The 19,071-nt window shown below is 44.5% G+C and carries 15 protein-coding genes; 7 read left to right on the top strand and 8 right to left on the bottom strand.

Annotated features, from left to right (window positions below):
* The first annotated feature begins 294 nt into the window (after nt 1–294).
* Nucleotides 295–1,095, top strand: a complete 801-nt coding sequence (locus A596_RS05165) for a hypothetical protein (protein WP_039913101.1) — start codon at nt 295–297, stop codon at nt 1,093–1,095.
* Between the two features lie 84 nt (nt 1,096–1,179).
* Nucleotides 1,180–2,085: a DMT family transporter gene (locus A596_RS05160; RefSeq protein ID WP_039913100.1), complete on the top strand. Its 906-nt coding sequence runs from the start codon at nt 1,180–1,182 to the stop codon at nt 2,083–2,085.
* Nucleotides 2,086–2,100: 15 nt separating this feature from the next.
* On the opposite strand, the gene A596_RS05155 is transcribed toward A596_RS05160, so the two are convergent.
* Both A596_RS05155 and A596_RS05150 read right to left on the bottom strand, forming a co-directional pair.
* Nucleotides 2,101–2,361: a DUF2789 domain-containing protein gene (locus tag A596_RS05155; RefSeq protein ID WP_235425623.1), complete on the bottom strand. Its 261-nt coding sequence runs from the start codon at nt 2,359–2,361 to the stop codon at nt 2,101–2,103.
* A 233-nt stretch (nt 2,362–2,594) separates the two neighbouring features.
* Nucleotides 2,595–2,921 carry a winged helix-turn-helix transcriptional regulator gene (locus A596_RS05150; RefSeq protein ID WP_039913099.1) on the bottom strand — a complete coding sequence of 109 codons (327 nt, stop codon included), beginning with the start codon at nt 2,919–2,921 and terminating at the stop codon, nt 2,595–2,597.
* Between the two features lie 106 nt (nt 2,922–3,027).
* Between A596_RS05150 and A596_RS05145 the strand changes: the two genes are divergently transcribed.
* A complete protein-coding gene (locus tag A596_RS05145; protein ID WP_039913098.1) occupies nt 3,028–3,894 on the top strand; it encodes an NAD(P)-dependent oxidoreductase in 867 nt (288 codons plus the stop codon).
* Between the two features lie 69 nt (nt 3,895–3,963).
* Here the strand turns inward: A596_RS05145 and A596_RS21925 are convergent, their stop codons facing one another.
* The 3 genes from A596_RS21925 to A596_RS05125 form a co-directional block, all read right to left on the bottom strand.
* Nucleotides 3,964–6,789 (bottom strand): PAS domain S-box protein, encoded by a 2,826-nt coding sequence (locus A596_RS21925; protein WP_052417247.1) that lies wholly within the window; start codon nt 6,787–6,789, stop codon nt 3,964–3,966.
* A gap of 461 nt (nt 6,790–7,250) precedes the next feature.
* Nucleotides 7,251–8,423, bottom strand: coding sequence for an efflux RND transporter periplasmic adaptor subunit (locus A596_RS05130; RefSeq protein WP_039913096.1), 1,173 nt, complete (start codon nt 8,421–8,423; stop codon nt 7,251–7,253).
* Nucleotides 8,416–11,601, bottom strand: coding sequence for an efflux RND transporter permease subunit (locus A596_RS05125; protein WP_039913095.1), 3,186 nt, complete (start codon nt 11,599–11,601; stop codon nt 8,416–8,418). Before A596_RS05125 ends, A596_RS05130 begins: the two co-directional genes overlap by 8 nt.
* A gap of 602 nt (nt 11,602–12,203) precedes the next feature.
* On the opposite strand from A596_RS05125, the gene A596_RS05120 reads away from it, so the two are divergent.
* Together A596_RS05120 and A596_RS05115 are read left to right on the top strand one after the other, a co-directional pair.
* Entirely contained in the window at nt 12,204–12,575 is a 372-nt protein-coding gene (locus A596_RS05120; protein ID WP_039913094.1) for a DUF2956 domain-containing protein, read from the top strand.
* 246 nt (nt 12,576–12,821) lie between these two features.
* Nucleotides 12,822–13,289 (top strand): Hsp20 family protein, encoded by a 468-nt coding sequence (locus A596_RS05115; protein WP_039913093.1) that lies wholly within the window; start codon nt 12,822–12,824, stop codon nt 13,287–13,289.
* A gap of 64 nt (nt 13,290–13,353) precedes the next feature.
* On the opposite strand, the gene A596_RS05110 is transcribed toward A596_RS05115, so the two are convergent.
* From A596_RS05110 to A596_RS05100, 3 genes are all read right to left on the bottom strand, one after another.
* On the bottom strand, nt 13,354–14,307 hold the full coding sequence (locus A596_RS05110; RefSeq protein WP_152600108.1) for a ligand-gated ion channel: 954 nt from the start codon (nt 14,305–14,307) through the stop codon (nt 13,354–13,356).
* A 50-nt stretch (nt 14,308–14,357) separates the two neighbouring features.
* The gene (locus A596_RS05105; protein ID WP_039913091.1) at nt 14,358–16,649 is read right to left on the bottom strand and encodes a cache domain-containing protein; all 2,292 of its coding nucleotides are present in this window, start codon (nt 16,647–16,649) and stop codon (nt 14,358–14,360) included.
* Between the two features lie 166 nt (nt 16,650–16,815).
* Complete coding sequence (locus A596_RS05100) at nt 16,816–18,078, bottom strand: MFS transporter (protein ID WP_039913090.1); 1,263 nt, start codon at nt 18,076–18,078, stop codon at nt 16,816–16,818.
* A gap of 333 nt (nt 18,079–18,411) precedes the next feature.
* On the opposite strand from A596_RS05100, the gene A596_RS05095 reads away from it, so the two are divergent.
* Both A596_RS05095 and A596_RS05090 read left to right on the top strand, forming a co-directional pair.
* A complete protein-coding gene (locus tag A596_RS05095; protein WP_039913089.1) occupies nt 18,412–18,708 on the top strand; it encodes a type II toxin-antitoxin system RelE/ParE family toxin in 297 nt (98 codons plus the stop codon).
* Nucleotide 18,709: 1 nt separating this feature from the next.
* On the top strand, nt 18,710–19,009 hold the full coding sequence (locus A596_RS05090; RefSeq protein WP_039913088.1) for an addiction module antidote protein: 300 nt from the start codon (nt 18,710–18,712) through the stop codon (nt 19,007–19,009).
* Nucleotides 19,010–19,071 lie beyond the last annotated feature (62 nt).

Here is a 19,071-nt window from a genome sequence, read left to right as displayed (position 1 = left end):
CCCCTGTTACCGCCGTGAAAGGGCGGTGTCCTAGGCCACTAGACGAAGGGGACCCCGGACCTTTTGACACATGGTTAACTTTTTCAAGTTGACGTCTGCGTCAGAAGTGGGGCGCATTCTAGGGATCGATCCCGTCAGTGTCAACACTTTTAATCCTTTTTTTATCGGAATGGAAACAAGCACTTAGCGCCCCCTACCCTTATCTTGCACACAAATTCTGGCGCCATTTTTATCAGTGCTATACTTCAAGCAACAATTTGTTCGTCGTTTAATCGAAAAGGCTTATAAAACACCATGTCCGCCTATCTTATACCCGCCATATTTCTAGTTCTCATTATTGTCGCGGGTTATTTATTTCTTTCGCATTCCATTGAGAAACGCAGAATCCAGCGCCAACGGCTTATCACCGCAATGCGTGCGCGCCGCAATTCATTTCGCGATCTTGCCACCGGCTTTCCTGCTGGCTTCTTGTCTAATGATCTTGTTGGCCTGCTTTATCGCGCATTAATCGACTCCTGCGAACAACTCACTCAACTGGAACCAAACGATCATACCCATGCCGAACAACTAACGCTCTACACCAATCTCCTCTCATCATTGAAGGAAAATACCCAGCAAGCACGAGTACGCCTGGATAATCCCCAACAAATCAAAGAAGCCCACGGCTTACTGCAAGAACTTTATAAGTTTGTAATGCAGCAATCTGCGCTCAAACAAATCAATCAAGTACAAACTGACGCTTACACAGACCAAATCAATCGTATGTTGCTGCAAATGACGGTGGATGGTCATGTGTTTAACGCGCGGCAAGCCCAACAAGTTGGCAAAGTAAAATTAGCGATTCACTTTTATCAACTGGGCCGCAAAGCACTGGCTGCGGAAAATGCCAGCCATACTTTTGATAAACAAATTGCCCAACTCGACTCAGTCGTCGCTAAACTACAGGAGAAGCTGGACGAGGCCAGCAACGCCAAAGCAACCACTCCCGACGAAGGGCAAGCCACCGCAGCTAACTCATCACCCGCCGATAACAAGGAATGGAAACAGTTTGATGAAGAAAATGCAAAATGGAAGAAAAAGCAGATTTACGATTGATGTTTCATTGTCTACCGCTCCCAGGCTTGCGTGTAGCTGAATTCCTGATAGGGTGAAGCACTTTATTTTGCAGTGCCTCCGGTTATGACCAATTCGAGTTTTAAATCCCCAGCTGTTGCCGGGATCCTCTGTGTGTTCATTGGTACATTTTGCTTTGCATGCAAAGGCATAATTATTAAACTTGCCTATACGCACGGCATAAGTGCTGTTCCACTGTTAATGTTACGCATGCTATTTGCATTACCTTTTTATGCAGCGGTTGCGATTTGGGTCCAAACACTAAATCCAGCATCATTACGAAAAGGAGATGGCTGGAAAATTATCGGGTTGGGCTTACTCAGTTATTATTTGTCCAGCCTGCTCGATTTTATGGGTTTGCAGTATATCTCTGCAGGCCTTGAACGATTAATACTCTATATCTATCCCACACTCGTGTTATTGATGCTCGCATTCTGGAAAAAAGAACAGATTAGCAAAAAAGCAAAAATTGCTTTAGCAATTGCCTACGCAGGAATGTTGCTGGTATTTATTCAGGATATGCGCTTAACCAGCGAGTGGAATTTTACGTTGTTGGGTGCAGGATTGGTTTTATTAAGCACAATATGCTTTGCATTATTTGTTGTGCTTGCTGGAGACATGATCAAAAAAGTAAGCTCCAGTCGTTTTACGGCCTATGCAATGCTCGCTGCTTGCGCCGGTGTTTTGTTACATGGGTTTTCCTTGGGCGAAATTACCGATTTGCAGCAATCCACCCCGGTTTATGTACTTGCGCTGTTACTCGCTTTTTTCTGCACAGTAATTCCAAGCTTTTTAATGAACAAAGGCATTAGCCTGATTGGCAGTGGAAAAGCTGCCATGCTTGGCAGCATCGGCCCAGTGATTACATTATTTTTGGGTGCATTGATATTGAATGAACATATCACCGTAATTCAACTTCTTGGCGCAGGTTTTGTGATTGCTGGTGTTAGCCTTGCCACACGCGATAAATAATATTATGCGCTTGCATCAATGACGCAATAACGCATCGAGTTTATCAACCGCAACACACCAATCAGAATCTTGATGCCAGCTCTCGCGCAAGAATTGCCGTTGCGAATCAGTCCAGAACGCTGCATCCGGGAGCTTAACGCCCTCTGGTAAAGGATGTGCTTTGACAAAACGAGCAATCGCCAGATCACTACATGGCAGACCCAGCTGGGTAAATAAATCAGGTAATTGGACCGTTGTAATTTGCATCGCTAAATCCTCACTTTTTTCACTTTCCATATAGAGCCCCTCAAACAAAAATAAGTTCTATAAAAACTTACCAAATAATTGTTTTATTCCGTATTTTTCTATACAGCTTATACAGCAAGAGCATTCGGCTTTATATAACGGCCTTTCCTGGCTTTGTGAAAGCAACGACACCTAATTTTCTACGCAGGGGTTAATGAAAGCGTATAAACAATAATGCAATTATCGCGTGATAATTTTTCTATGCACAGCACCTCCACACGCCATTATTTTTTATCATGTAGTTTGGCATAGTTACCACCCCAGTCTGCTAGCGGCGCTAAAGCAATATTTAATGAGTCGCCTAACGATGTAGTTGAATATTCAACCCGAGGGGGAATTTCATTAAACATTTTCCGGCTGATCAAACCATCTTCCTCTAGTTCACGCAGCTGTTGAATCAGCATTTTTTCGCTAATTCCCACAACTAAACGTTTCAATTCACCAAAGCGGCGCGTTTGATTATTTAATTCCCACAAAATGACTGCTTTCCATTTTCCACCAATCACTTCAAATGCAGGGCCAATACCGCAGTTATAGGGTTTTTCTGCCATCCAATTCTTACCTTTTGGTATGCACCTTACTAAAAAGTAGGTACTTGACGATGAGTAACGATGGTTTGTATTTTAATCGCACATCAACTGATTTGGAGAATTTTTTATGAGCGATGTAACAGTAATTGGATTAGGTACTATGGGAACAACCATTGCACAACTTTTTATTAACCAGGGTTTGCAAGTTACTTTATGGAACCGCAACCCCAAAAAAGCTGAAAGCTTAATAAAACAAGGCGCAACATTTGCAAAAAATATTAATGAAGCACTTAAAATAAGCCCGATTACAGTAATGTGTGTATTTGATTATGCAGCTGTAACCGAAATTTTTCAAAATATCGACGCATCATCAAATTTTGCACAACGCACGTTGATACAACTCACCACAGGCAATCCCGAAGACGCACGCAACGCCCTCCTGTGGGCTAACGCGCATGGCATTAATTATCTGGACGGTGCAATTCAGGCCGCACCAAGCCAAATGGGCCAGAGCGACACGCCGATTTTGCTATCCGGTGAAGAAAAAATATTTCGTGCAGCAGAAAATCTATTAAAAATCCTCGCGGGGAATATTATTTATCTGGGAGGGAAAATTGATGCAGCAGCAACTGTAGATGCCGCAACACTTTCCTACGTCTATGGTGCAATGGCAGGCTTTACCCATGGTGCACGCATGGTAGAAGTAGCAGGGCTTGATGTGGCGCAATTTGGAAAAATTGTAAAAGAAATTTCACCGAGCTTTGGTGAGTTTTTCCAACACGAAGGTAATGTTATTCAATCTGGTGACTTCACCATTAGCGAAAGCCCTATGCGCATCTCTGTAGTTGCTACAGAAAGAATTTTGCAATCGTCCGTTGACGCCAATATCAATACCGAGATTCCGGCCTTTATTGCTGATTTATTTAAACGTGCAGACAACGCAGGCCTGGGCGATAAAGAGGCTGCTGCATTAATTGAAGTGATTCGCAATTAATTAATCAACTGGAAAAGCCCCTGGCACTATCTACAACTGATTAGCCCCGGGGGCTCGGCAGTAACATTATCATTGGCGACGGCTGAAGCGTTCCGCCGCATTGATCATTGCAGTTAGGCCATTAAAATCCACTGGTTTCAACAGATGATCATCAAACCCGCATTCGAACGCTAACTTTTTATCTTTTTCTTGCCCATATCCGGATAAAGCAACCATAAATGTTTTATTGAGTGCAACATCTTCACGCACAGCGCGCGCAACCGCATAGCCATCGCGCCCACCCGGCAAACCGATATCACATAAAACCAGATCAGGTTTTTCGTGCTTGATTAATTGCAATCCGGATTCTCCGTCGTACGCACATTTAATTGCATGTCCATCCATTGAGAGTAGTGCTGCCAGGGTTTCTACCATATCGCGATTGTCATCGATCAAAACGACATTTAACGGTGTTGTTGCGGATACCGTGGGTGCTGGTTGCTGCCCGATAACAATACCTGTTGACAGTGGTATCTGAAAAATAAACTCGGAGCCATATCCTGGCCCGGCACTGCTAACCGACACCCTACCCCCATGAAGATTGGCAAAGCCTTTAATTAATGCGAGACCTAAGCCCAAGCCACCCTTGCTGCGCGCCAGATCCTGGTTACCCTGCACAAAAGGTTCAAATAATTCATCCAGTAATGTTGGATCAATACCGATGCCGGTATCTTTAACTTTCACACTGCCAAATGCTTTGCCATCTTGAAATTCTTCAGTTAAAGAAACAGAAACCTCACCCGGTGCTTCAGTAAATTTCAACGCGTTATGCAATAAATTGCCGATTGCTTGTGCGATACGTGTACGATCTGCAAATACCCAGATTGGATGCGCAGCTTTCACTACATGCAACGTTATTTTTTTGTCTTCATAATCGGAATTAAAGTCACTCGCGGTGTGCTGGATTAATTCCCCCAACTCAAATGTTTCCCGACGCAATTCTATTTTCCCGCGCGAAATTCGCGCGACGTCCAGCAAATCATCGATCAATCGTGTCATATGGACGACCTGGCGATCAATCACGTCAAGGCCACCAATAATGGTACTGTCTGTTGTAGTGAGGCGACGCAGCAACGCAGTGCTATTGCGAATTGGCGCGAGTGGATTACGCAGTTCATGGGCAAGCATCGCCAGATATTCGTCCTTGCGCCGCGCAGATTCATACAGTGCTGTTTCTGCGCGTTTTTGTTCATGAATATCTGTCAGCGTTCCCATCCAGCGGGTAATTTTTCCTTGCTCGTTTTTTACCGGAAGTGCACGCCCCAATGCCCAGCGATAAACCCCTGACGTATGATACAAGCGAAATTGCGCCTCAAAATTATCACCACTGGTGAGGCTATAATGCCAGGTACTGCTTACCTGGTTTTTATCATCCGCATGAACAAGATCAAGCCAGCTTTTGTTGGTATCTGTTGTACTGCCGGAACCGGTAAAGTGGAACCATTGCTGGTTAATATAATCCTGCCGGCCATCAGGCAATGCAGACCACACCATCTGCGGCATAGCATCGGTCATAATTCTGAATTTTGCTTCGCTGTCTTTTAACGCGCGCTCAGCCATTTTACGCTTGGTAATATCGCGCGTTATTTTAGCGAAACTGACAATTTCACCCGACTTGTCTTCCACTGGCCATATAATAATTTGCGCGTGATAAACCGAGCCATCCTTCCTTACCCGTATCCCTTCTTCTTCATAATGCCCCTTGGTGCGGGCCATGGTTAATTCATAAATCGTATGCTCCTCTGATAATTCATTTTTTGGATAGAGAATAGAAAAAGGATGGCCAAGCACTTCATTTTCAGAGTAACCGGTTAAACGTTCGGCGCCCCGGTTCCAACTGATAATGATGCCTTTGGTATCCACCATAAACATGGCGTAATCATCAATGCTTTCCACCATCAACCGAAAGCGGTTTTCGCTTTCAAACAATAACGCTTCGCGCTTTTGCGCTTCTTTCAACGCACTCACATCGCGAGTTATTTTGGCATAACCAACGGTATTTCCTTCGCTATTATCAATTCGCCATACAATAATCTGGGCATGGTAATGAGTACCATTTTTGCGGACGCGGACTCCTTCTTCTTCGTACCGGCCATGTTTTTCTGCCATCATTAATTCATGGATGGCATGCTCCCTATCAAGCTCCTCTTTAGGATAAAGCATTGAAAAATGACGCCCTATGGCTTCTACATCTGCATACCCGGTTAGGCGCTCTGCACCGCGGTTCCAACTGGTGATAAAACCATCAAGATCAACCATGAACATTGCATAATCTTCAATGCTTTCCACCATCAAACGAAAACGATTTTCGCTGTCGAGCAACCAATTATTAAATTGCTGGTCTGCCTTGAACACGCCTACCAATGCTGACGCAACATCATTCCGGGTTTTTATATCGTTTTCGGCAGCAGCAGATTTAATAATCGTGGAGATATAGCCTGGAAAATGCGCAGCATGGCTAGTGCTATTACCTTTAGCAAACGCTGGAGGCAAAGCAGTATCTGCTTTGCCTTCTACGATTAAAAAAATAACCTCACCCGAATCATTTTTGATCGGAGCCACACTAAAATGCATTGATGTTTGATCACCATTCGAAGGCTTGATTGTTTCGATAAATTTAACACGCGTACCCTGCCAGGCTATTTTGCAGGATTCGCTCCAGACCTTTTCAGCCGCTGGCATATTGGCCCATAAACCAAGCTCCCACACCGGATTGCCAATACAACCGGCGTTATTAATAAAAATAGTCGATGCACTATTGTTCACAGCAGCGAGCGTTGCATCCTGATTTAAAATAACGACAAAATAATCCAGGCTATCGATAACGGCTTTAAGCATTTTTTCATTATTGTTCATTGTTAGCTCCCTTCGTTATGGCGGCTAAGTATACAGCCCGAACTATATATGCCTTGGGCGTCATTTCCCAATCTTTCCTTTCCCCAATGCCATGGTCCTGTGAATAGTGTCTACCCGCCCCTCTTCTATCCCCTGAACCAGGTCCTGGTATGCAAACAATGAGGTATCTATGAACAACCTTCTGTATCGCGATCATGGTCGCAGTAGATGAGTCAGGGAAAACAGTGAAAGGCCCGCATGGATACTGCAAACCGGTAAAGATAGCAGCAACATGCAACATGTGATTAATGGAGATATGGAAAAAATCCGCACAGAAATGGCGATTTTTATTTGAAGGAACTGATTTGCAAAAACGGGTAAAAAAGAACGGGTTTGCTGCATTTCCTTTTTCTGGATGCCAGCAAACCCGTTGTGCTATTCATGACTGCGCGTAAATCACTGCCCGCGAATTACTGCGAATTCTAACTTTGCTCTTTCGGTACCTTAACGTTTACTGCTTCACCATTGCTAATACCATCGGGCGGATTATCAATGACCTTGTCCTGGGCGAGCAAACCACTGATCTCCAATGATTTACCCAAATCACGTGTGATGCTGATAGGTTTCAGGGTAACTTTACTGTCCGTTCCCACCGTGGCCACTTGCAAACCCGCCGCATTAAAAATTAATGCGCTCGCCGGGATACTCAATGTTTCCGCCGCACTTTGCACCGCAAAACTGACACGCGCATAACTACCCGGTAAAAGTTCGCCCGATGCATTATCCAGCGTTAACTGCAAACGTGCAGTGCTGGTTCCCGCATCAATCGCACCGGATGATGCCGCAACCGTCGCTTTATAGGTTTTACCTTGGTGTTCGGGCACGGTCACTTTAGCCTCTGCGCCGTTTTTGATAATGGATGAATAATTTTGCGGTACGTTCACATACAAGCGAAGCTTGCTTGCATCAGAAATGGTGAACAATGGCGGGCTGGCGCTACTGCCAATATTAATTAATGCACCAATATCGGTATTGCGTTCAGTCACTATCCCGCTAAAGGGCGCAGTAATACGCGCAAAATTTTTGTTGACTTGCAAGCGTTCAAAGTTGGCTTTGGTGGATTGGTATTGCGCTTGTTTCGTTTCAAAATCACTCGCGCGATTTTCATATTCCTGTTGCGAAATCACTTTACTCGACAGCAATGACTGGGTGCGTTTCAATGTGGATTCCGAAAGCGCCATATTGGCTTTTGCGCTTTCCATATCCGCGCGCGCCTCCAGTAATTGCTGATCGAGATCCGGCGTTTCAATTTCGCCAAGAACCTGCCCCGCTTTTACTTGCGAACCGATGTCCACTTGCCAGTTTTTTAAATAGCCGGGAACCCGTGCGTAAATCGGTGCGGTTGCAAAGGCTTCAAAACGCCCGGGCAATTCCAGCACACGGCTGCCATCACTTTTAACTGGCGACACAATAGCGACAGTTGTAATGGCTTGCTCTGCAGTCCATTCATTTAAATCCTTGCTGCTGTATGCGCGCATGGATAAACCAATCGCAACAAGTGATACCGAAACAACACCAACCAAAATTCCACTGGTGCGCAATGCACGGCTGGATTCCGGTTTGGTTGGCAATGGTGAATGAGTTGAATCAGGCATGAACTTCTCCACTTAACACAGGTTGCTCGTCGCGCTGACGAGCATGAATAATACTGAATACCACAGGCACAAAAACCAGGGTGGTTACCGTTGCAAATAATAAACCGCCAATAACAGCACGACCCAGCGGCGCATTTTGCTCGCCGCCTTCCCCCAGGCCAAATGCCATCGGCGCCATACCAATTATCATCGCCAACGCCGTCATTAATACCGGACGAAAACGCATATAACCGGCTTCAATCGCTGCCGCTGCTGCATCCTGCAATTCCGCAAATTTTGCGCGCGCAAAGGTGATGACCAATACACTGTTCGCTGTCGCAACACCCATACACATAATTGCACCCGTTAACGCCGGCACTGACAGTGGCGTAAAGGTGACGAACAAGATCCAGATGATTCCCGCAATCGCTGCCGGTAATGCACTGATTACAACAAATGGATCACTCCACGATTGGAAATTAATAACCAGCAACAAATAAATCAGTACGATTGCACCGAGCAACCCGAATAATAAACCGCTAAACGATTTTTCCATGGTGGATATTTGCCCGAGCAAATGCACACTTGATCCTTTTGGTACGCTCGCCTCTGTTTCTTTTAATACTTTGCGAATATCTGCTGCGACTGCACCCAGATCGCGATCTTGCGTAGTCATGTGCAGCTGTACCATCGTTTGAATATCGTATTGGCTGATAACACCGGGCGCGATGCCACGGCCAATAGTCGCAAGGCCACCCAATTGCATACTGCCATCACTGGTAGTGCTATTAATCGGCAGGTTTTCCAGCGCAGGCAACGAATCCAGCAAATATTGCGGTGTTTGCATTACGATGGGATAGGAAACATTGTTCGCCGGATTAAGCCAGAATGTCGGCGCCGCCTGGCTGCTACCACTCAGGTTCACCACCATATTATTGGTAACGTCGCGAATCGTGAGTCCCATTTCCTGTGCGCGGGTGCGATCAACATCCACCTTCAATACCGGCGCCTGACGTGTTTGCTGGATGCGCGCATCCGCTACACCGGGCACTTCGCGAATGCGTTTTAGCAACGCGGTTGCGTAATCAAAATTCCCATCCAGATTATTGCCGCGAACCTGGATATCAATTGGCGCAGGCGAACCGAAATTTAAAATCTGGCTGACAATATCCGATGGAGGAAAACTGAAGGTCGCACCGGGAAATTCTTTCGGTAATACTTCGCGTAAACGTTTGATGTGATGCGCTGTTGGCTGGTGCCCTTTTGATAATGCAATTTGAATATCACCATCTTGTGGACCGATAACACCAGTATTGCTAAACGTTAAACTGATCGAACTGTTTGGCATGCCGATGTTATCAACCATAGTCACAATTTCTTCTGCCGGAATAATGCGACGAATGGATTCCTGGATTTCAGCAAATTTTATGGCTGAATCTTCCAGCCGCGTTCCAACCGGCAAACGCACCTTCATCATGATTTGGCCACCGTCCACTGCCGGGAAAAAATTTCGCCCCAATGCAGGAATCAGCGCAAAGGATAAAACCACAAACACCATAAACACGGTGACAAAACCCTTGCGATGAACAATGGCAGCCTCCAGGATGTTGCGATAACTGTGCCTGAAATGCTCAAACCCTGATTCAAATTGCCGCTGGAATTGCACCAGTGAATTGGCTGAAGGCCGAGCGTTGCCTTGCTCGTCCAAATGCGATGCATGGGTTTTCAATAAATAATTCGCCATGGCCGGTACCAGTGTACGCGATAAAATAAACGAAGTGATCATTGCAAAAATCACCGCTTCCGCCATAGGAACAAACAGAAAGCGCGGCACGCCTTCAAGGAAAAACATCGGCACAAACACAATACAAATACACAACAATGACACAAATGCCGGCGTTACAATTTGCGCAGCACCATCAAGAATGGATTCCTCCACTCCTTTGCCTTGCTCAAGGTGCCAATTAATATTTTCGATTGTTACCGTTGCGTCATCCACAAGAATACCTACCGCCAATGCCAAGCCACCCAGCGTCATAATGTTAAGCGTTTCACCGAATGCATAGAGCGCCGCAATCGCTCCCAAAATAGATAATGGAATAGACGTTGCGATAATCGTGGTGGAGCGCCAGCTTCCCAGGAACAACAAGATCATCAAGCTGGTTAATACCGCGGCAATGACACCCTCAATTGCAACACCTTTTACTGCAGCACGCACAAAAACAGATTGGTCATTAATAGGAACCGTTTGTAAATTTGGGGGCAACGCGGGTTTAATTTCTTCAAGTTTGGCCCTTACCCCGGAAACAATATCCAATGTAGATGTGGTGCCTATTTTAAGCACCGACATCAACACCGATTTAGTACCATCCACATGCACAATGTTTGTTTGCGGTGGGTTGCCGTCGCGCACTGTAGCAACATCGCGGATATACACAGTCGCACCATCCACAACTTTTACCGGCAAGTTGGCGAGGTCATCAATCGTGACAGCGGCATTATTTAATTGCAGTGTGTATTCGCGATCACCAATTTTTTGTGTCCCCACCGGCGTAATTAAATTTTGTGCAGCTAATGCATTGGCCACATCAATCGATGACAAGCCACGCGCTTGTATTGCCTCGGGATTTAAATCGATTTGAATCTGGCGATTTTTTCCACCGTAGGGCCAGGGAACAGATGCGCCCGGGACTGTTACAAGGCGACCGCGCAAAGTGTTAAAACCCAGGTCACCCAATTCCTGTTCGGACAATCCCTGCCCTGACAATGCAATTTGCAAAATAGGCACAGTGGATGCGTCGTAATTCAAAATAAACGGCGGCACAGTGCCCACCGGCAACTGCCGCAACATGGTTTGTGCAACTGCTGTAACCTGCGCATTCGCCATGGCAACATCCACACCGGGCTGGAAGAAAATTTTGATAATTCCATAACCTGCATAGGACGTCGCTTCGATATGTTCAATATCATTGACAGTAGTAGTAAGGATGCGCTGGAAAGTAGTAGTGATACGCCCCGACATTTGATCTGCTGGCATACCAGTGTACTGCCACGCGACAGACACCACGGGAATACGGATATTAGGAAAAATATCCGTCGGCATGCGCAGCGCTGAAAGCGTTCCTACAATTAATAAAAATATTGCCAATACTGCGCAAGTATATGGCCGCTTAAGGGCGAGCTTGACTAACTGAAGCATGAAAACACCAACTGAAAAAGATTGGAAAATCCAATCGACTGAATAAAAGCTAATTAAATAATTATTACCAAATTCTGACCAGCAATCCTTAGAACTTTTTATTCAGATTTTTTTCAATCTGGAATAAGAAAATAGTTAACTCCTTTAAGATTAATCATGCAATGCTGAATAATCAGCAACCTATTGTGCCAGTGTTTTACACATTTGATTGCAGGCTTAAGCCGTCAATTCACTACAAAAACAACTTTATGTTGCATGTAATACCAATTACATAACCGCTGTTAGATACGCATCCAAAAAATATTTACCAAAAACCCGTATAAAATTCGTTGAGCGTTAAAAAATGAATGCTATAAACACCAGGCCTATTGTTAAAATTCTTTTAATAAATTCCTTTAAATTTTTCACAAAACCAGATTGTTTACCACGCACCATTACCAGGCTGAATTAGCCAAAACATTCGCGTTTACACTTCATAATTTATTAATAAAAAAACATCCGTTTTATAAACACAAACAGGGTTACACAGGAGCAACAAGGAAATATAGGAGGAAACAGGTTCCTTTGATAGAATGCCTGCAAAGTCAACCAGGACCATGATTATGACGCAGCCGACAACAGCACCGTCACTTGCCAAGAACAAGCAGAAAAAAGACGCTCGGGATATTCGCGCCGAAGCCGCAAAAATCGCCAACAGCATAAAAACAGAAGGCCAAACTCCCACTGAAACCAAAGCCATCGCTAACGGAATCCAGCGCGGCATGGAAATGTTTTTGCGTCAACAAAGTGAAAAAACGCGGGATTTGGACAAACGCACCAAAAAAGTCAAGCAGCTAGCCAGTCAATTAACGCAGCAAAAAATAGCGGAGGAAAGCGAGGAAATTAAAGTTTTCCACAAACAATCACCGCTGCCCTGGGTACTGCTTGTCGTTTCCTGGATGCTTTTTGTGATGGTCGGTGTGCTGTCTTTTTAAGCCAGGCTAAACGTTTGCAAATCTGCGAAATTTCATTCCGTACTCCATCATCACCAGCCAAAACTTAAAACTGAATTTTATAAAATGCTTCAACAAAATAAAAAATTGATATAAATTTTTTATTTGCATCTCCTTGAAAATCATGACCCTGCCACTAATTTAGATCACGTGACAGGTGTCTACCCCAAGAGCCGTCACTTCATTAATTGTTATTAATTTTTATCGCTTCTTTTAGGAGGATATTTTATGAACACAATTGATTTGTCACCCCTCTATCGCAGCACCATCGGTTTTGACCGTTTGGGTGCGCTACTGGATACTGCACTCCGTGCCGACCAGGCTTCTGCTGGCTATCCACCTTACAACATCGAAGCAACGGGAGAAAATCGCTATGGCATTACCTTGGCAGTCGCCGGCTTTGAGGAAAATGAGTTGGATATCCAGACAGAGCGTGGAGTATTAACTGTTCGTGGTAAAAAAACGGACGAGGGCAAGGAGCGTAGATATCTGCATCAGGGCATCGCTACACGTGCATTTGAGCGCAAATTCAGTTTGGCCGATCACGTGGAAGTCACTGGTGCCCAGCTCAATAATGGCTTACTCACTATCAGTTTGGTGAAGGAAATCCCCGAAGCAATGAAGCCGAAGAGTATCGCAATTAATAGCAACGGGAATTTGATCCAACATCAATCCGATCAAAGCAAAGCCGCATAAGTTGTAACTGCGAGGGCGTTAACGCCCTCGCTTCAATTCTTCATGTAACCGACTGGATAATGTTCTATTGGGGAGCCATCAACACCCCATAATAAATAGCCGCCGGGTAACCAATAATAACGGCCCAGGTTATGACGAGGTCTATTTTATAAGCGACTTGTTGCGCCCCCTTTTTCGTCAGGAGCACAACCATCACACTACTTAGCAAACCAATGCCGACGATGATAAATGAGGCTACCTGCACCAGGTCGGACAAGGTAAATACATCAGTAGAAGGCAATAATAAATCCACTGTATATTTGTTGCCCACGCAAGCAAATAGTGCAGACATTATTAATCCCACCCGACTTTCAAACATGGTTTCGTTAAAGAAATATAACAATGAAATAATCACATAAGCCACAAAGAAACCCAAAAAGTAAGTCCAGAAAATCCGGTTACCATGGCGCTCAATAGGAAGCACAATAGACATCCTGGGATACACGCCTTTTGCACCACTTTGTATTCCAAAATTGGTCGGGTATTTGTAATCGAAACTGCGGATGTTAAGTGGCAATATACTCCAGCCGGATAATGTCAGGTCATCGCTGACCAGGCTGTTTTCCATATCGGGGATAAATTTTATTTTCGCTGAATCCAGCTCAACACTCTCGATATTGATCGTTACATCCTGTTTATCAAATGGAAAGTGTTTGATGTCCCAATCCTGATTAATTTCAGCCACAAATTTGGTCATGGTATGGATGGTGCCATCATCATTTTCGAGCGTGAAATTCTCCGTATCAATAATGGACCAACTACGCGCATTGGTAATTTCAATTTTGTTATAAAACTTATAATCTTCCGGCAACAATGCGGGATCATAAGTCGACCAGATCCACGCAGACACTGTAAATTTTTTATCCGGAATATCTAGCGCATACAAAGAGGTAATGTAAACCCCGACCGGAATTTCAATACGGTTTTTCCCTTCGTATTTAACTTCCTCCGCCTTCGCCCCCAAGGCCAGAATAAACATAAGCGCACCAAAAATTACTTTCACGATGAATGGGTAATGAGTCCGCATATTTACACCAATATCATTTTTTTGTTGATTTCAAGCGCCATGGCATCTTGCTGAAGTTCCGTTTTTAATACTTTGATATATTCAATCACTTCATTAGCGAATTTATTGAGGTCATCTTCCGTTGTATACGAAACCACTAAATGGACCACTTCATTAACGATGCCAGAACTATCGCTATTCCACACTCCCTTTGCTTGCGAGGAAGTAGCCCCACCAAATTTTTCACCGAGGAACACCATCGTCCTATTTACATACAAAGTAGAATCAAAAGGCTGATCAATATTAATAGTGGTGGGAATAAATATACACACTTGATGCACACGCTCTATGCGTTCAACAATTTCGTTGATTACTTTTGACGCAGGCTCGGGAATAGTAAATTCTGCGTTACCGATCGCTGGCAAATCTGCAATATAGGGAATATCAAAATCCACTTTTGCATTCATGCTGGTATTGTCACTTACCCGTTTTAACAGCTTGTACAAAGTAGTTTGGTCCTGACGTACATGACGCTGGATACTTTTGACTACCGTCGCCGTTTTCTCTCCGGTTGTGTCGCTATTGGGCACCATCACCACAATGGCTTTTGTGTAACGGAATAACGGCTCAAGGTGAACATCAATAAAACGATCAACATCACCTTTAATCGATGTGTGCATGACAATATTGGCGTACTGGTTGAGTATCTGGGTCATCAACAATGAGGACTCCACTTCTTCCGGTACGTCACCAAGATCAAAATCATTCCAGATATCAAAACCATTTGCATGCTTATACACAGTATCCTGTTCGTCATAGCCAAAACGGCCACTTGTTTGTTTATTAGCAGGATACTCCATATAAACCGTTTTTTTATCGTTGCGACCTTTCGCAAGGCTACCGGCAAAATAACTACCAATAGTAGTAGCGCCTGAACCAGACTCCAGGCTCACTACTAAAATAAATTTCGGCATGTAACGCTCAAGCGCGATATTGAGATCAGTTAATTCGGTGTTTTTTTGTTTAATTTCATTAATAAGGTTTCGGTTCTGCTGGAATGTGTCACTGATTTTATAAAACCAGGGCTTCCAGGCTACCGGAATCAAACGATTGGGCGCATTTTTATCTGTGCCTTGCTTTGATATATGGCGCACCAGCGATGCCGCCGGATAAATAAATTCGCGAAAGGTGATCTTCTTGATCACGTATAACAAGATACCCAACGACGCTAGCAGAACGATAAAAACAATTCCGATTGAAGAAAAAATACGCGCAATAAAAGGTTGCTTTTTCTCAATGTAAATAACCTGCCAGGGCGCATTTTTTAACTGGTAACAAATGTATTGATAGCCCTGGTTCAGTTGCAACAGGTTCAAATTCTGACATGAGGTATTAATATCGCCAGCATTAATGCCTTCTGGTAGCGCATTTTTAAACGTAGAAGTGTCCGTCAGTTTGATATTGGTGTGTGCCAACAATTGGCCTGCGGAATTTACAATCGACATCTCCCCTATCCCGGGCCTGAATTCCTTGACGTAATTGCCGAGCTCTTCCAAGGTAAAATCAATTGCAACAGTTCCCAGGAATTCATTGTGGCGATAAACCGGTTTTGCAGCAGTTACCATGGTGCCTTTACCTGCCTCATCCAGATAAACCGAAGTCCAGAAAATATTTCTATCCGGATTGGCCTCAGGAACACCCAGGGTATAAAATTCTTTTTTATACAACTTATCGCTAAATTTAAATTCAGAGGAAGGTACCCAGGGATAAATATTAATAAATTTATTTTTCGATGTGTAATAAACCCAGGCTGCATTGGGCACGCTATCGCTCGTTGATTTAAAAGAACTGTTCAGGGCAAACGCCATTTCGATTTCGTTTTTCAAATCATTATCGAATGCGATTGCACCATCGTTTTTCAAATCCTTGTTAAACGTTGCTATACCCCCTTCACCCGTTAAATTACCTGTATCTTCTGCCAAATAAGGTGAGGGAATATTATCCAATCCATATTCACCGGTGCCGGTCACGGAGAGGCTTTTCAGATAGCTACTGGAAGAAATGCGTGGATCCTTAAAAAAATCCTGGGCATTGGTTTGCATCATATCCAACAGCACAGTAACGCGAACCAGCAAATTATCGATTGCTACCGATTCTGTTTTGAACTGTTCAATCAATTGGCTTTTTTCGTGCTTTTCTTCACTGATTGTTTGAATGGCAATAAGCAATCCCGAAACCAGCAGGACGGCAAAAAACGTATAGAACATTATTTTATTGTAACGGGCGGTAAACTGCCGCGCCTCGAACTTTTCCATAATCGTTTATCCTATTTCTGGATCTGTAGGTGTAAATTGATTTTGTGCAGAACCCGCCACCGGATCCCATCGCCGCATTGGATAAAACCTGTAAAGCGAGGTTAACGAAAAAAATCAGGCGAGCAATTACGGCATATAACCAGAACCTTGTTACCACTGAAACATCTTATTTTGCCAATGCTTTTGACAAGGCAAACGCAGCGAGCAAGGTTAATATTCCGGCAACCGCAATATAATAACCAACAAACGACAAACCATAATGGGTAGCCAACCAACTCGCAATCGCAGGCGTTAAGGACGCACCAATAATTCCCGCCAAATTAAAACTGAGCGATGCGCCGGTATAACGTACTTCGGTAGGATAAATTTCCGCGAGTGCAGTGCCGAGGGGGCCATAGGTTAACCCCATAACGCCAAAGCCTATCGATAGTGCAATTACCACTCCGAGATCTGAACCGGAATTTAATAACGATGAAAAACCCAAACCAAACAAAAAGACTGCAACACCTGAAATTATCATCATCGCACGCCGACCAATCCTATCGGCAACCAGTGCGGATACGCAGATCATCAACATCAGCGCAAATACTGCATACAATTGCAGTATTAAAAAATCCTCGCGCGTATAACCCAATTTGCTGGTTCCCCAACCCAATGAAAACACTGTGGTGAGATAAAACACAACGAACGCTGCTATCGCCAGAAATGCGCCCAGAAACATAACGCGCGTGTGTTGCGTGAACACGGTCAACATCGGAACAGCTACACGCTTTTCTGTTTTAATTGCCTCTTTGAATGCAGGGGTTTCCTCCAGACTCAAGCGCACATACAAACCAACAATCACCAGCAACGCACTCGCCACAAACGGAATTCGCCAGCCCCAACTGAAAAAATCCGCCTCACTTAAATTGTGCGTTAACAATAAAAACACACCAGTCGAAAAGAAAAACCCGATAGGTGCCCCCAATTGCGGAAACATGCCGTACCACGCCCGTTTTTTCTCCGGCGCATTCTCAATCGCCAACAACACCGCCCCGCCCCATTCGCCCCCCAACCCTATACCTTGGCCAAAACGACACAAGCACAATAGAATTGTCGCCACAATGCCAATGGATTCATAGGTAGGCAATAAACCGATACACACCGTCGATACGCCCATCGTCATCAAGGCCGCCACCAGGGTCGCTTTACGCCCGATCCGATCGCCATAATGCCCAAACAACGCAGAACCAATTGGCCGCGCAAAAAATGCCAATGCAAATGTAGCTAACGACTGCAACGTCGCTGTCGTTGCATCGCCCGACGGGAAAAATAATGTGGGGAATACCAGCACGGCGGCGGTGGCATAAATGTAAAAATCGAAAAATTCGATAGTGGTGCCGATCAGGCTGGCAAAAAGTACGCGGAACGGGGTGTTGGATTTTTGCATGGGGCTCACTGGTTATTTTTGTTGTTGGGTTTGGGGATATGGAGGGTGGCATTATATCGTCAGAGCACACAGCAGCGTGCCTACCCTGTGAGATTTTATTATTGGTTCACGATAGTTGTCTCAACAGTGTTGAGACAACTATATTCCATCGTTACCTATGTCCTTTGTTTCAGGACAAAGGACAGTTTTCGCTTTTTGACAGTAAAAAACTCTTCCACTAACCTGCCCCCGCAGCGGCAAAATCCGCAAATAACCTCCGCTTATTCTTCAAGTACCATCCGCACCATTGCTTAATCAAGGATTGATTTATGTATACTATGGGATACACTCAGCATGTATAGCATTCTCACCACAGAACAATTCGATTCCTGGTTTAACAACCTTCGAGATCGCAAAGCTAAAAGCCTGGTTCAGGTCAGAATCGACCGAATGGAAGATGGCAATTTTGGTGATTGCCAACCTGTGGGTAGCGGAGTTTCTGAACTGCGCATCCATTACGGCGCGGGTTACAGGGTTTATTTCAAACGCTCTGGAATAGAGATTGTTGTGCTACTGGTTGGTGGCGACAAATCCACACAACCCAAAGATATTAAAACTGCTATCGCCTTGGCAAATGAATTGGGGTTGTAATATGGCCACATCAAAACTACGCAAATGGGATTCCGCCGAGCATTTAAAATCTGAAGAGGATATTGCTCTCTATCTAGATGCTTGTTTTGAAGAAGCTGGCGATGATGCAGCGTTTATCACCAAAGCATTAGGCAATGTTGCTAAAGCCAGAGGCATGACCCAGTTAGCCAAAGATTGTGACCTCGGCCGCGAGAGCCTTTATAAAGCGTTATCCGGCGAAGGAAACCCCAGCTTTGCGACAATTCTTAAAGTGCTAAAAGCATTAAATATGCAATTGCATGTTAGTAAAGCGGGTTCGTAACTTTAGCTCATCTGGACTTCCCAGACTTTACTAGACACCCGAAAGCCTCATAATCTAACTTC

It is taken from the genome of Cellvibrio mixtus subsp. mixtus J3-8, assembly GCF_000766945.1.
Classification (GTDB): Bacteria; Pseudomonadota; Gammaproteobacteria; order Pseudomonadales; family Cellvibrionaceae; genus Cellvibrio; species Cellvibrio mixtus_A.
Note: the sequence above shows the minus strand (reverse complement) of the source record. Positions and strands in the feature narration are given on the sequence as shown.